The 14,618-nt window shown below is 60.0% G+C and carries 13 protein-coding genes; 10 read left to right on the top strand and 3 right to left on the bottom strand.

From position 1 onward, the window contains the following. Positions 1 to 21 precede the first annotated feature (21 nt). From JJN09_RS03875 to JJN09_RS03865, 3 genes are read left to right on the top strand one after another with little or no spacing between them, the layout of a single operon-like run. Positions 22 to 597: a YfiR family protein gene (locus JJN09_RS03875; protein ID WP_249485796.1), complete on the top strand. Its 576-nt coding sequence runs from the start codon at positions 22 to 24 to the stop codon at positions 595 to 597. Next, positions 594 to 1,862, top strand: coding sequence for a diguanylate cyclase (locus JJN09_RS03870; RefSeq protein WP_249485795.1), 1,269 nt, complete (start codon positions 594 to 596; stop codon positions 1,860 to 1,862). Before JJN09_RS03875 ends, JJN09_RS03870 begins: the two co-directional genes overlap by 4 nt. Continuing rightward, on the top strand, positions 1,862 to 2,362 hold the full coding sequence (locus tag JJN09_RS03865) for an OmpA family protein (protein ID WP_249485794.1): 501 nt from the start codon (positions 1,862 to 1,864) through the stop codon (positions 2,360 to 2,362). The genes JJN09_RS03870 and JJN09_RS03865 overlap by 1 nt, the downstream gene beginning before the upstream one ends. Here JJN09_RS03865 and JJN09_RS03860 read toward each other — a convergent pair. Then, entirely contained in the window at positions 2,359 to 3,306 is a 948-nt protein-coding gene (locus tag JJN09_RS03860; RefSeq protein ID WP_249485793.1) for a LysR family transcriptional regulator, read from the bottom strand. The genes JJN09_RS03865 and JJN09_RS03860 overlap by 4 nt on opposite strands. A gap of 149 nt (positions 3,307 to 3,455) precedes the next feature. Between JJN09_RS03860 and JJN09_RS03855 the strand changes: the two genes are divergently transcribed. After that, complete coding sequence (locus JJN09_RS03855) at positions 3,456 to 4,982, top strand: CoA-acylating methylmalonate-semialdehyde dehydrogenase (RefSeq protein WP_249485792.1); 1,527 nt, start codon at positions 3,456 to 3,458, stop codon at positions 4,980 to 4,982. A 9-nt stretch (positions 4,983 to 4,991) separates the two neighbouring features. Beyond that, positions 4,992 to 5,879 (top strand): 3-hydroxyisobutyrate dehydrogenase, encoded by an 888-nt coding sequence (gene mmsB / locus JJN09_RS03850; RefSeq protein ID WP_249485791.1) that lies wholly within the window; start codon positions 4,992 to 4,994, stop codon positions 5,877 to 5,879. 94 nt (positions 5,880 to 5,973) lie between these two features. Here the strand turns inward: mmsB and JJN09_RS03845 are convergent, their stop codons facing one another. Beyond that, complete coding sequence (locus JJN09_RS03845; protein WP_007953863.1) at positions 5,974 to 6,318, bottom strand: cupin domain-containing protein; 345 nt, start codon at positions 6,316 to 6,318, stop codon at positions 5,974 to 5,976. Between the two features lie 561 nt (positions 6,319 to 6,879). Here JJN09_RS03845 and JJN09_RS03840 point away from each other — a divergent pair. The 5 genes from JJN09_RS03840 (at position 6,880) to rfbA (ending at position 13,411) form a co-directional block, all read left to right on the top strand. Next, positions 6,880 to 7,851 carry a DapH/DapD/GlmU-related protein gene (locus tag JJN09_RS03840; protein WP_249485790.1) on the top strand — a complete coding sequence of 324 codons (972 nt, stop codon included), beginning with the start codon at positions 6,880 to 6,882 and terminating at the stop codon, positions 7,849 to 7,851. Beyond that, complete coding sequence (locus JJN09_RS03835; protein ID WP_249485789.1) at positions 7,848 to 9,098, top strand: hypothetical protein; 1,251 nt, start codon at positions 7,848 to 7,850, stop codon at positions 9,096 to 9,098. The genes JJN09_RS03840 and JJN09_RS03835 overlap by 4 nt, the downstream gene beginning before the upstream one ends. Positions 9,099 to 9,120: 22 nt before the next feature. Next, entirely contained in the window at positions 9,121 to 11,298 is a 2,178-nt protein-coding gene (locus JJN09_RS03830; RefSeq protein WP_249485788.1) for a prenyltransferase/squalene oxidase repeat-containing protein, read from the top strand. A gap of 64 nt (positions 11,299 to 11,362) precedes the next feature. Continuing rightward, entirely contained in the window at positions 11,363 to 12,445 is a 1,083-nt protein-coding gene (rfbB, locus tag JJN09_RS03825) for a dTDP-glucose 4,6-dehydratase (protein ID WP_249485787.1), read from the top strand. Positions 12,446 to 12,487: 42 nt separating this feature from the next. Then, the gene (rfbA, locus tag JJN09_RS03820; protein WP_249485786.1) at positions 12,488 to 13,411 is read left to right on the top strand and encodes a glucose-1-phosphate thymidylyltransferase RfbA; all 924 of its coding nucleotides are present in this window, start codon (positions 12,488 to 12,490) and stop codon (positions 13,409 to 13,411) included. A gap of 42 nt (positions 13,412 to 13,453) precedes the next feature. Here the strand turns inward: rfbA and JJN09_RS03815 are convergent, their stop codons facing one another. Further along, positions 13,454 to 14,599 carry an LLM class flavin-dependent oxidoreductase gene (locus tag JJN09_RS03815; protein WP_249485785.1) on the bottom strand — a complete coding sequence of 382 codons (1,146 nt, stop codon included), beginning with the start codon at positions 14,597 to 14,599 and terminating at the stop codon, positions 13,454 to 13,456. Positions 14,600 to 14,618: the final 19 nt, after the last annotated feature.

Below are 14,618 nucleotides of genomic sequence, written 5' to 3'. Positions count from 1 at the left end.
ACGATCCAAGAGAATCCCTGCATGAAGCTGGCTGTCTGGGCGACAGAGCGCGTAGTTGGCAGCAAGCGAGCGTTGCTTGCCGTTCTGCTCTGTATGCTCACAGGTGTAGTTGCTGCCCAGCCGCAAACACCGGTCGGTATGGCCGAACAACGGGCTAAATCCGTCACTCAGGTGGTCCTCGGTATTCTCAGTTATGCCCGTTGGCCGGTCGAGCCTGCACAATTGCGCCTGTGCATCGTCGGCCCGACCGAATACACCGATGATCTAGTGAAAGGCACGACCCAGGCCACGGGCCGACCTGTCACCGTGCGTCGCCTGCTGGCCGATAACCCTTCCATTGTCAGCGAGTGCGATGCCGTGTACATCGGTAAACTCACCGCCGATGAGCGCAGTCGGCTGTTTGCGTCACTGATCGGTCACCCGGTGCTGAGCATCAGCGAGGGCGGGGATCAGTGCACGGTTGGCAGCCTGTTCTGCCTGCGGGTCGGCGATGAGCAGGTATCTTTCGAGGTCAATCTCGACTCCGTCGCCCGCAGCGGCGTACGCATTCACCCAAGCGTGCTGCAGCTGTCTCGCCGCAAGCCGGCGGTCCCATGAGACGCAACAAATCCACAGGGCGACCGACCCTGGGCTCGGTCATCGGTCGCGGGTACTTGATCGTTGCGCTGGTCGCCGTGGCGATGGCCAGTGTGTCCCTGACCCTGCTCGGCGTGTTGGCGCTGCGGGTCTATGCCGATCACAATCTGCACCTGATCGCTCGTTCAATCAGTTACACCGTGGAAGCGGCGGTGGTATTCAACGACAAGCCTGCCGCGACGGAGGCACTGGCGTTGATTGCCTCGACCGAAGAAGTGGCGGACGCTCAGGTGCTGGACAGCCAGGGTCAGTTGATCGCGCGCTGGCAGCGTCCGGAAAACGGCTTGTTTTCCGGGCTGGAAATGCAGATAACTCGAGTGATTCTGGAAAAACCGATCAGCCTGCCGATCCTGCATCAGGATCGTGAGATCGGCCGGATCCTGTTGATCGGTCACGGCGGCAGCTTGATGCGTTTTCTGTTGAGCGGTCTGGCCGGCATCATACTCTGCACCGCGATCAGCGCCTGGGTGGCGTTCTATCTGGCACGTCGGCAGTTACGCGTGATTATCGGCCCGCTGCACAGTCTGGCGGGAGTGGCCCACGCCGCACGCAGCGAGCGCGCACTGGATCGTCGCGTACCGCCGGCGAAGATCGCCGAACTCGACAATCTCGGTAACGACTTCAATGCCCTGCTCGATGAGCTGGAGTCCTGGCAGACCCACCTGCAAAGCGAGAACGAAACCCTCGCCCACCAGGCCACTCATGACAGCCTCACAGGTTTGCCCAATCGGGCCTTTTTTGAAGGCCGCCTGATCCGTGCGTTACGCAGCGCCAACAAACTCAACGAGCGTGTGGCGGTGCTGTTTCTCGACAGTGACCGTTTCAAGGGGATTAACGACAACTTCGGTCATGCCGCCGGCGATGCGGTGCTGGTGGCGGTGGCGAATCGGGTGCGGGCGCAGTTGCGCGAAGAGGATCTGGTGGCGCGCCTGGGCGGCGATGAGTTTGCTGTTTTGCTGACACCGTTGCACAAGACCGAAGACGCCGAGCGCATTGCCGACAAGATTCTCGCCAGCATGGACACCCCGATTGCACTGCCGGGCGACACCAGTGTGGTGACTTCGCTCAGTATCGGCATTGCGGTTTACCCCGATCATGGTGCCACGCCCGGCGCTTTACTTGATGCGGCCGACGCCGCCATGTATCAAGCCAAGCGTCTGTCGCGTGGCGCCCAATTCACGGCCGGGTCGGAGCACCCGGTCGATCCCGTTCAAACCAGGAGCTGATGCCCGTGTTCTCACTTTCCGTTCGATTGTTTTCCACACTGATGTTGATGGCCATGTTGGCCCTGACCGGATGCCAGACCGCCCCGCAAAAAGGCCTGACTCCGGCACAGATTGCCGTGCTCAAGCAGCAAGGCTTCGAACTGACCGACGACGGCTGGGAGTTCGGTCTATCGGGCAAAGTGCTGTTTGGCAGCGACGTCGAGAGTCTGAACAAGCAAAGTACTGAAATTGTCGAGCGTATCGGCAAGGCGCTGCTCGGTGTCGGCATCGAGCGGGTGCGGGTGGATGGCCACACCGACGCCTCGGGCAAGGAAAGCTACAACCAGCAGCTGTCGCTGCGCCGAGCGAAAAGCGTCGGTAAAGTCCTGACCACGGTCGGCATGAAGGAAGAGAACATTCAGTTGCAAGGCCTCGGCAGCCGCGAGCCGGTGGCCTCCAACGACACCGTCGCCGGCCGCACCGAAAATCGCCGGGTATCGATCGTGGTCAGCGCCGATTAATCGGCGAACTGCATCTGCCGGGTCTGCCCCATCAACAGCGCCTGATTGCGCTCGGTCACCTCACGGATGTAATCCCACAACAGGGTGATCCGCTTGAGCTTCCTCAAGTCCTCCCGGCAGTACATCCAGAACTGCCGGGTGATGTCGATTTCCTCCGGCAGCACTGGTAACAGGCGTGGATCCTGCGCCGCGAGGAAGCACGGCAGAATCGCCAATGAGCGCCCCTGCTGCGCTGCCACAAACTGTGCAATCACGCTGGTGCTGCGCAAATTGGCGCTGGCGCCGGGCACCACGTTCGCCAGATACAGCAGCTCCGAGCTGAACGCCAGATCATCCACATAACTGATGAATTGATGCTTGCCCAGGTCGGCGGGGCGGCGGATCGGCGGGTGTTTGTCGAGATATTCCTGGGTTGCGTAAAGCTGCAAGCGGTAGTCGCAGAGTTTGCAGCACACGTACGGCCCGTGTTCCGGGCGTTCGAGGGCGATGACGATGTCGGCCTCGCGTTTGGACAGGCTGATGAAATGCGGCAGCGGCAGGATGTCCACCGAAATTGCCGGGTAGGCGTCGACGAAGTGGCTCAATTGCGGCGTGATGAAGAAGCTGCCGAAACCCTCGGTGCAGCCCATCCGCACATGCCCGGACAGCGCGACGCCGGAGCCGGACACCTGCTCGCAGGCCATGTGCAGTGTGCTTTCGATCGACTCGGCGTAGCTCAGCAGACGCTGGCCTTCGGCGGTCAGCACGAAACCGCTGGTGCGCGACTTTTCGAACAGCAAAGTGCCGAGCGCCGCTTCCAGCGAACTGATGCGCCGCGACACGGTGGTGTAGTCCACCGCCAGGCGTTTGGCCGCAATGCTGGCCTTGCGGGTACGGGCGACTTCGAGGAAAAACTTGAGGTCGTCCCAGTTCAACGAGCCTAAAGACGTGATGTTTTTTTGCATGATGGACGGGCTTTTATGTGCGTTCTTATTAGAAGTTTGCACATCTATACTCCAAAAACAGTCCGACAACCAATTCGTGACACACGCCTCATCTCAAGGCGAACCCTTCGCCTTGGCTCCTAAGATAAAAACAAGTTCTGGAGACCAGCATGAACGCATCGCTTACGCCCAACGAAACCACGATCCAGAAGGTCAAGCTGCTGATCGACGGCGAGTGGGTCGAGTCGCAGACCACCGAGTGGCACGATATCGTCAACCCGGCGACCCAGCAGGTGCTGGCCAAAGTCCCGTTTGCCACCGCTGCTGAAGTCGACGCTGCCGTCAGTGCCGCCCAGCGCGCCTTCCAGACCTGGAAGCTGACCCCGATCGGCGCACGCATGCGCATCATGCTCAAGCTGCAAGCGCTGATCCGTGAGCACTCCAAACGTATCGCCGTGGTGCTGAGTGCCGAGCAAGGCAAGACTATTGCCGACGCCGAGGGCGATATTTTCCGCGGTCTGGAAGTGGTCGAGCACGCGTGCTCCATCGGCAGCCTGCAAATGGGCGAGTTCGCCGAAAACGTTGCAGGTGGCGTCGACACTTACACCCTGCGTCAACCGATCGGTGTTTGTGCGGGCATTACGCCGTTCAACTTCCCGGCGATGATTCCACTGTGGATGTTCCCGATGGCCATCGCCTGCGGCAACACCTTCGTGCTCAAACCGTCCGAACAGGACCCGCTTTCCACCATGCTGCTGGTGGAGCTGGCGATCGAGGCCGGCGTTCCGGCGGGTGTGCTCAACGTCGTGCACGGCGGCAAGGACGTGGTCGATGGACTGTGTACCCACAAGGACATCAAGGCGATTTCCTTCGTTGGTTCGACTGCGGTCGGCACCCACGTGTATGACCTGGCCGGTAAACACGGCAAGCGTGTGCAATCGATGATGGGCGCGAAAAACCACGCCGTGGTGCTGCCGGACGCCAATCGCGAGCAAGCGCTCAATGCGCTGGTCGGTGCCGGTTTCGGTGCGGCCGGTCAGCGTTGCATGGCCACGTCTGTGGTGGTGCTGGTGGGCGCGGCCAAGCAGTGGCTGCCGGATCTGAAAGCGCTGGCGCAGAAACTCAAGGTCAACGCGGGCAGCGAGCCGGGCACCGATGTCGGTCCGGTCATTTCGAAAAAGGCCAAGGCGCGGATTCTCGATCTGATCGAAAGCGGTATCAAGGAAGGCGCGAAACTCGAGCTGGACGGTCGCGACATCAGCGTGCCGGGTTACGAGAAGGGCAACTTCGTCGGCCCGACCCTGTTCTCCGGGGTGACCACCGACATGCAGATCTACACCCAGGAAATCTTCGGCCCGGTACTGGTGGTGCTGGAAGTCGACACCCTCGATCAGGCCATTGCGCTGGTCAACGCCAACCCGTTCGGCAACGGCACGGGCCTGTTCACCCAGAGCGGCGCGGCGGCGCGTAAATTCCAGACTGAAATCGACGTCGGTCAGGTCGGCATCAACATCCCGATTCCGGTGCCGGTGCCGTTCTTCAGCTTCACCGGTTCGCGCGGTTCGAAACTCGGCGACCTCGGCCCGTACGGCAAGCAAGTGGTGCAGTTCTACACCCAGACCAAAACGGTCACGGCGCGCTGGTTCGATGACGACAGCGTCAACGACGGCGTGAACACCACCATTAACCTGCGCTGAGGAATGGCCATGAAAATCGCATTTATCGGTCTGGGCAACATGGGCGCGCCGATGGCGCGCAACCTGATCAAGGCCGGGCATTCGCTGAACCTGGTGGACCTGAACAAAACCGTGCTGGCGGAACTGGAGCAGTTGGGCGGCACTATCCGCTCCTCGGCTCGCGAAGCCGCAGAGGATGCGGAACTGGTGATCACCATGTTGCCGGCCGCAGTGCATGTACGCAGCGTCTGGCTCGGTGAGGATGGTGTGCTGGCCGGCATCGGCAAAGGCGTGCCGGCGGTGGATTGCAGCACCATTGATCCGCAGACTGCACGCGACGTGGCGGTGGCCGCTGCCAAACAAGGCGTGGCCATGGCCGATGCGCCGGTGTCCGGCGGCACCGGCGGCGCAACCGCAGGCACACTGACGTTCATGGTCGGTGCCACCCCTGAACTGTTCGCCAGCCTGCAACCGGTGCTGGCGCAAATGGGCCGCAACATCGTGCATTGCGGTGAGGTCGGCACCGGGCAGATCGCCAAGATCTGCAACAACCTGTTGCTCGCCATTTCGATGGTCGGCGTCAGTGAGGCGATGGCCTTGGGCGACGCGTTGGGAATCGATACCGGTGTGCTCGCCGAGATCATCAACAGCTCGACCGGGCGTTGCTGGAGTTCGGAAATGTACAACCCTTGGCCGGGCATCGTCGAAACGGCGCCGGCTTCGCGCGGTTACACCGGTGGCTTTGGCGCCGAGCTGATGCTCAAGGATCTCGGGCTGGCCACCGAGGCGGCGCGTCAGGCCCATCAGCCAGTGGTGCTGGGCGCGGTGGCGCAGCAGTTGTATCAGGCGATGAGCCTGCGCGGGGAAGGTGGCAAGGACTTCTCGGCGATCATCAACAGCTATCGCAAGCCGCAGTAATCGTCGTCAGGCCTGTGCTTGCCACAGGTCTGCCATTCAGATGCAGTAGGTGTTGCCGGGAAATCACGTCGGGTGGTTTCCCGGCTTTTTTGTATCAGGCGAACACGAAATATTTGCGCACGGTCTCGACCACTTCCCAGGTGCCTTTCATGCCCGGCTCGACCACGAAGATATCGCCGGCGCGCAGGTGAATCGGCTCCATGCCATCCGGGGTGATCACGCAGTAGCCCTCCTGGAAATGGCAGTACTCCCATTTCACGTAATCTACCCGCCACTTGCCTGGCGTGCAGATCCAGGTGCCCATGATCTTGCTGCCGTCTTCGCTGGTGTAGGCGTTTAGGTTGACGGTGTGCGGGTCGCCCTCGAGCTTCTCCCATTTGCAGGCGTCGAGTACTGGCAGCGGGTGGGTATCGCGCAGAACGGTGATAGGTGCAGGCATGACGGCTCCAGGCCAAGGGCAGTTTGAGTCGCCACCCTAGCGCTGGTTTACGTGCTCGGAATGTCTGGGGTCGACTTCCAGATGCCCGTTAGCGCTGGAGGAGATCCTCCGCGAACTGGGCGTTTGCACCAATCCCGTGCATATATGACGGTTTTAATACAAGCGAGCACCATAAAAGTTCAATAAATTTTTAGACCAAAACGAGATAACCATTCGGACACCTATTGCAAAACAAAATCGTCTGTACTATAACATTCGTACTAAAGGACAATCCCACCCTAATGGAGCTACACCAGAGTCACGGACAGACTTGAATCGGCTTTTCTTCACATAAAACTGACTTGGCCTTTGGCGCAAGCGTGAACCTGTCGTTAATGAATAACGACAGTTGAATGAACCGGTCAGTTGACAAGTTGCGCAGACGCAATGTCAGGCGTGCTTTGAATAGAAGCCTTAAATAAACAGTTAATTATTATTTGTGCATCGGCGGAGTTATATCTGCGGGATACGCACGCTTTTCGGATTTTTATGTGCCCGGCATCAATGGAATGAGGCTTTATTGTGGACGACATAAATGTAGTTGAAGTTTCGACGACCGTGAATGATGCGAGTGAGTTGGGCCGGCATGTCTGGATTCGTGCTGGTAGCCGCCTGCAAAACGTTCAGGTCGCCGATGATTGTTTCATCGGATTCAAGTGTGATTTGCAGTTCACTTCTGTTGGCGCGTCCAGCATGTTTGCTACCGGCGCACGATGCCTGGGAACGGCGCAGTCACCGGTTCGAATTGCCGAAAACGTCTGGCTGGGCGCCAAGGCCACCGTGGCCGCCGGCGTTTCCATCGGTGCGGGAGCGGTGGTCGCAGCCGGAGCGTTGGTGACTACCGATGTGCCGGCCGATGCCATCGTGGTCGGCCGCCCGGCCCGAGTCATTGCCCAGCGCACCGTGGTCGAAGACGGCCTGCCGAGCCCGGCGCCGGTGCTGGCCAAAGTCCGGGACCGGGCCCGCCAGGGCTTGCCGTCGATGCTCGATCGGTCCACGCAGTCGGTGCCTCGCCTCAAGGCGTTGAACCCCGATACCGCGACCTGGGACATCAGCAACGAAACCTTGATCGATGCCGAATTGCGCGGCGGAGCGTCGGTTGAAATCGCCCGAGACTGCATTTTGATCGGGCGCAGCAACCGTCAGGGCGGCATGTCGCAATTGGGCGGCATTGAACTGGGCACTGGCGTCCGACTGGCGGCGGGTGTGGTTATCGAGGCTGCCGGCGGCGTATCCGTCGGGGCCTTCAGCGAGTTGTCCGAGGGGGTCACGATCGTTGCCTCCACCCATGATCATTCTTTCCGCTCACTGCCTTGGGAGGAGGCACCTGTGCGCATTGGAAGTCGTTGCGTTATTGGCGAGGGCGCCATCTTGGTAGGTCCACTGAATATTGGTGACGGTGCAGTTATCAAACCGTACTCGGTGGTAATAAGGGATGTATTGGAAAACACTGTGGTTCATGGCGTTGTTCAACTAATGGAGATTCAAGAATGATTTTATTTGCCCCTAACCCAACCGGTTCCGGCCACAATATGCGCGTGCTGTCCATCGCTCAGGCGATCAAGAAGCAACGCCCGGATATGCCATTGACCGTGGCGCTGGCTTCTTTGCAGCCAACGTTTACACCGTTGTTCGAAAAGTCCGGAGTTGAGGTTGTCGATATCGCCGGACGGCTGGTCGACTACTCGAAAAAGAGCAACTTGTCGAAACAGCTGGATTGGGCGACTTATATTGGAAGTTATATCGCAACTACCTTTTTGTCCGGTGAGCGAATCCTGTCTTATCTGGCCTTGATTGCGGAATACAAACCGAGCGTGCTGGTATCTGACTACAACATGGCAGCCTGTCTTGCCGCGATTTTCACAGGCACACCGCTGGTGTTCGTGACCGAGCGTTATGACTTCACACTTTGCCAATTGCAGGATCACGATTTGGCAGAAGGCGGTTTCGAGGTGAATGCTCTGGAAATGTCCCGGGCCCGAACGGCGTTGCACAGTCAGTTCAGCTGGATGATCAACGAGGCGAAGTTGGTACTGACAGACAAACCCTTTATCGCCTCACTCGACCAAGGCACTCCGGTAGCCGACGCGCTGGTCAGCGGCAAGGCGCACTTTGTAGGGCCGATGATCCGTGACATCACCGTGCAGAGCGGGCTGAACGTACGCGAGCAACTGAAACTGGGTGATTCGCCGTTCATTGTCGCCTCTATCAGCGGCACGACCATGTTCGCGGAGAACAAGGACGGACTGCTCGCTGCTTATCTGGACAGTTTCCGAGTCCTGCGCGAACGCAATCCGGATCTGAAGATGGTGTTGCTGGGTCGCAAGGATATCGAGGATCAGGACGGTGTGATTTGTGTGCCGTATTACCCGGACTGGATGGGACTGCTGCGTGAAGCCAGTCTGCTGATTTCGGCCCCAGGCTGGATCACCGTAACGGAAATTGCAGCGATGAACATTCCGACCCTGTTCCTGTTGTCCTCCAAGTCCGAGTACCACGAACTGGAAGCCCTGCGTCGTCTGGAGCTGCTCGGTTTCCCGACACACATCGGATTTGAACGCGACCGTATCGTTGAACTGGTTCAGGGTGAGCTGGATAAGGACACGCGGGTATCGGCTTACTTCGCCCCTCATCAACAAGTGGCTGCACCGGACGGCGAAGGTGCTGCCCGCGCAGCAATGCGCATCATCGAGTTGTGCCAGGGCAGCGTTGTGTCGCTGACCGCAAGCAAAGCTGCCTAACCTCAAGGAAGAGGGATTTACCATGCCGCTGCATCCGCAGTTTGTATTTGATCAAGGCCTCAAGGACATTGAGTACGGCGGTTTTTTTGCTGTCACCGATGCCAGTGGCGAAGTCGCGATTTCCACTGACAAGCAGTTGCAGGATCAGGTCGCGGTCACGCTCTACCAGGCTGACCACGGTGACGATGTTCAACTGCGTTTTGCCCACGACGGGCTGATGCGTTTGTACGATGCGCCGAACGCCGGTTTTCACGAGCTCGCCGACCGCTATTGGACGCCGCACGGTTCGGGACGTTGCCGAACGCTGGCGCTGCAACTGGACGCATTGGCTGCACTGATTGCCTATCAGCGTCGAGTGCCGCAGGACGCGGCGAACGACGCCGTGATCCACGGCATGCTGGAAAGGGTCGAAGCGCTTTACGCCCGTTCCACGGTTGCCGGCCTGTACAGCAGCGACTGGTCGACGCCTCTGGAACTGGCCACCTCGATCGATCTCGACATCAGCGCCACGGCCTTGCTGGCGCGCATCGGCAACGAGCCGTTGGGTCTGGGGCTGGTCGGGCACTTGCAGATTCACGCAGAAAACCTGATCGGCCGCGTGGCCGGCAGTGACAGTGCATCCTGTGTCGATGTCACGCTGACCCGCTGCGCCGTGCGCGCTCAGGTCAGCCTGGTGCTGGCGCGTCTGGCCGATGTGCGGGACGACAACGCGCTGTCGAACCTGGCCCGTTCGTTCCTGCTGCAAACCCTGGCGTTGTTCCGCGATCCAGCCTACGGCGGTTACTGGGACCGAATCGGGATCAACGGCAAAGTGCGTTGCGACTGGCACACCTCGTACAAGAACCACGAGTCGCCATTCCCGATCAAGACCGCCTACGACGTGGCGCTGCTGTTGCAAGCCATCCAGGCCTTGCCGTCTGGCGCGAGCGAAGCTGACCGGACTTCGGTGACGGCAGCCTTGCTGGAGTTTCACGACGCCCGCAATGGCGGACTGTTCATGGGCAAGGGCTACTTCTGGTCGACGCCCGATGACCCGACCGTGCCGTTCATTCGGCAGTTCTGGGCGCCGCCGCGTCAGCCGGGGATTTTCAGCATCGGCAACCTGACGTACCTGCCGCTGCACCTGAAGAGCCTGAAGACCCAGCTCGCTGCCGCCCACGCCTTGCAGGCCATCGAGCCGGCCCCTGCCGTTGCTCATCATGACGATGCGATGCTGGTAAACCGTGAGCTGCAAGTGATCGATGGCGGTGGCGACGTCCAGCGCATTCACCCGAATGGCGTGCCGACCATCAATGTCGATTTGCAGCGTTATCTGGCGTGGCTGGCCAAGGCCCGGGCGTCGAACGAAACGCCTTACGGGCTGACCGCTGAAACCGCGCCGCTGGGTTTCCGTGCCGACAAGACCTGGCAGGTGTTTTCCGGGTTGCACGTGATTTCGGACTTGCACGCTCTTGGCCTGCAAATCGAAAACAAGGCCAGCCTGATTGATTGCATCAGGGCCTCGCAAAACACCGACGGCGGGTTTGCCGAGCAGCCGGGGCACTTGAGCGATGTGTTCGCGACCTACTGCGCGGTGTTGTCGCTGCGAGTACTGGGCGCCTTGCCGAACGATATCGGCGGTTGCGTGCGTTACCTGCAAGCGTGCCAGAACCCCGATGGCGGGTTCGGTGATGTGCCGGGTTTCGGTTCGGACATCTGGCACACCAACCTGGCGGTGTTGTCGCTGCATGCGCTGGAAGCCAAGGCGCCGGACGAGCAGGGCGTGATGGCGTTTGCCCTGCGCTGCCGCTCGGCCGACGGCGGTTTCGCCAACAAGCCCGGGTATCCGCCGGACGCTTTTTCGGTGTACCGCGTGGTGTCGACGCTGTTCATTCTCAACCGACGCATCGTCGATGCCGAACAGACCGTCGCCTGGCTGCAAAAGCTGCAACTGGCCAACGGCTCGTTCCACTACCGGCCGGGCAAAGCGGTCAGCCTGGTGGGGACTTACATGGCCATCGCGGCAATGTTTCTGCTCGACGCGCAACCGACGTATTTACAGGAATCGAAAGACTGGATCGCTTCCCATCAGAAGCAGGACGGTGGTTTCGGCCCGCTCAACGCGACCTCGGCGACCACCGATGAAAGCTTCGTCTGCATTCAGACGCTGCTGATTCTTGAGCAAGGGCTGTCGCAATACTGGGTGGCCTTGTTGAACTGACCCGCACACAAACGCGGGCTGCATCGAAGGACTGTAAATCATCATTTTGCCAGGGGAGGCGCTGATGAAAATTTTAGTGACAGGGGGCGCGGGCTTCATTGGCTCGGCCGTGGTGCGGTTTCTGATTGAAGAGACCGAATGTGAAGTGATCAACGTCGACAAGCTGACCTACGCCGGCAATCTCGAGTCGCTGGCCGACGTGTCCGACTCGCCACGTTATCGATTCTGCCAGGTGGACATTTGTGACAAGTCGGCGCTGGACGAACTGTTCGCGCGACTGCAACCGGATGCGGTGATGCACCTGGCCGCCGAGTCCCACGTGGACCGCTCGATCGATGGCCCGCAAGCCTTCATCGAAACCAACATCGTCGGCACTTACACGATGCTCGAAGCGGCGCGCGGTTACTGGAACCGGCTGGACGCGGCGCGTCAGGCGGCGTTCCGTTTCCATCACATTTCCACCGATGAAGTGTATGGCGACCTGGAACCCGAAGATCCGGCGTTCACCGAGCGTACGCCGTATGCACCAAGCTCGCCGTATTCGGCGACCAAGGCCGGTTCCGATCATCTTGTTCGCGCCTGGCATCGCACGTATGGCTTGCCGGTGGTGATGAGCAATTGCTCGAACAATTACGGGCCTTATCATTTCCCGGAAAAACTGATTCCTCACGTCATTCTCAATGCGCTGCAAGGCAAGCCGTTGCCGGTGTACGGCGATGGCGCGCAGATCCGCGACTGGCTGTTTGTCGAGGATCACGCCCGCGCCCTGTATGCGGTGGTCACGCGCGGTGAGGTCGGGCAGACCTACAACATCGGCGGCCACAACGAGAAGACCAACCTGGAAGTGGTGCAAACCTTGTGCGACTTGCTTGAAGCACGCGGAGCGGAAAAGCCGGTGGGTGTTGCGCACTTCCGCGACCTCATCACCTTCGTCAAGGATCGTCCGGGCCACGACAAACGCTACGCCGTCGATGCCGGAAAAATCCACGCGACGCTGGGCTGGACGCCGCAGGAAACCTTCGAAAGCGGCATGAAGAAAACCGTCGACTGGTATCTGGATAACCGCGCCTGGTGGGTGCGGGTGATGTCCGGTGCTTACGCGCTGGAGCGTCTCGGCGAGCAACGTAACGAAGCCCTCGCGGCCTGAACATTCAGTCATTCAAATCTCTCTGCTTGAAAGGAAAAAAGCATGGCCAAGTACAAAGGAATTCTGCTGGCGGGCGGCGCCGGTTCGCGTCTGCACCCGATCACCCTAGGCGTTTCGAAACAGTCGCTGCCGGTGTATGACAAACCGATGATTTATTACCCGCTGTCAGTGCTGATGCTGGCGGAAATCCGCGAGATCCTGATCATTTCCACCCCGGAAGATTTGCCGGGCTTCCAGCGCATGTTCGGCGACGGCAGCCAGTTGGGCCTGAGCCTGAGTTACGCGGTGCAACCGAGCCCGGACGGCCTCGCTCAGGCGTTCATCATCGGTCGCGAATTCGTCGGTGAAGACAACGTTTGCCTGGTACTCGGCGACAACATTTTCTACGGCGCCGGTTTCGGTGAAACCTTGCTGCAAGCCGCCACTCGCGACGAAGGTGCTACGGTGTTTGGCTATTACGTAGCCGATCCCGAGCGCTTCGGTGTGGTCGAGTTCGATGCCGCCGGCAAGGCCCTGAGCATCTGCGAAAAACCGAGTGATCCGAAGTCCAACTACGCGGTCACCGGCCTGTATTTCTACGACAACGAAGTGCTGCAGATTGCCGCCGACATCAAGCCGTCGCCGCGCGGTGAACTGGAGATTACCGACGTCAACAACGTCTACCTGCAACGCGGCAAATTGAACGTGTCGGTGATGGGCCGTGGCATGGCCTGGCTGGACACCGGCACCCACGATGCGTTGATGGAAGCCGGTAATTTCGTGCAGGCGATCGAGAAGCGTCAGGGCCTGAAAATCGCCTGCCTCGAAGAGATCGCTTACAACAAGGGCTGGATCGATGACGCGCAATTGCTGGTGCATGCGGGCAGCATGAGCAAGACCGGTTACGGTCAGTATCTGGCGCGGTTGATCAACGATGATGTGGTGGTTTCGATGGATGCGCAGCGCCTGTTGAAAGGCGCTGCCTGACCGTTACGAGATCAATGTGGGAGCATGGATGCTCCCACTGTCTCAGTGGCCGGTCACACGGTCATGTTGCGGGCTTTTGACGCCCGGATGTGGTTCGGCGGGCGAGGGTTGCAGGGATTGCAAGCGAGCCAGGCGATTAGCGTGAGTCGGCGCCTCGGCCGCCAGTGGCGAGCGGCGTTTGCGGGTTTCTTCACGCAGCACCGGCAACACTTCCTTGCCGAACATGTCGAGTTGTTCCAGTACGGTCTTCAGCGGAATACCGCCGTGGTCGAACAGGAACAACTGGCGCTGATAGTCGCCGAAGTGCTCGCGGAAGGTCAGAGTTTTGTCGATGATTTCCTGAGGGCTGCCGACGGCCAGCGGGGTCATTTCCATGAACTCTTCCAGGGATGGACCGTGACCGTAAACCGGCGCGTTGTCGAAGTAAGGGCGGAACTCCCGGCGCGCATCCTGGGAGTTGCGGCGCATGAAGATGTGCCCGCCGAGACCGACGATCGCCTGCTCCGGCGTGCCATGGCCATAGTGGGCAAACCGTTCGCGGTAAAACTCGACCAACGCCATGAAGTGTTCCCGAGGCCAGAGGATGTGGCTGGCGAAAAAGCCGTCGCCGTAATAGGCCGCCTGTTCGGCGATTTCCGGGGTGCGGATCGAGCCATGCCAGACAAAGGGCGGCAGGTCGTCCAGCGGTCGCGGGATCGAGGTGAAGTGGTTCAGCGGTGTGCGAAAGCGCCCGCTCCAGTTGATGTCTTCCTCGCGCCAGAGCCGGTGCAGCAGACTATAGTTTTCCATCGCCAAGGGCAGGGCGTCGGCGATGCTCTTGCCGAACCATGGATAGACCGGCGCGGTGTTGCCACGGCCGAGCATCAGGTCCATGCGTCCGCCGCAGAGGTTTTGCAGCAGTGAATATTCTTCGGCCAGCCGCACCGGATCGTTGGTGCTGATCAGGGTGGTGGACGTCGAGAGAATGATGCGTTGGGTCTTCGCTGCGATGTAGGCCAGCAGCGTGGTGGGAGAGGAGGTGATGAACGGGGGATTGTGGTGCTCGCCGGTGGCGAACACGTCCAGTCCGATGTCTTCGGCCTTCTGCGCAATTTGCAGGGTGGCCTGGATGCGCTCGGATTCACTGGGGGTACGGGCGTTGGTAGGGTCCTGTGTGACGTCGCCAACGGTGTAGATCCCGAATTGCATAAAGCCTCCTTGCCTTGGG

The organism is Pseudomonas sp. HS6 (assembly GCF_023375815.1).
Classification (GTDB): Bacteria; Pseudomonadota; Gammaproteobacteria; order Pseudomonadales; family Pseudomonadaceae; genus Aquipseudomonas.
Note: the sequence above shows the minus strand (reverse complement) of the source record. Positions and strands in the feature narration are given on the sequence as shown.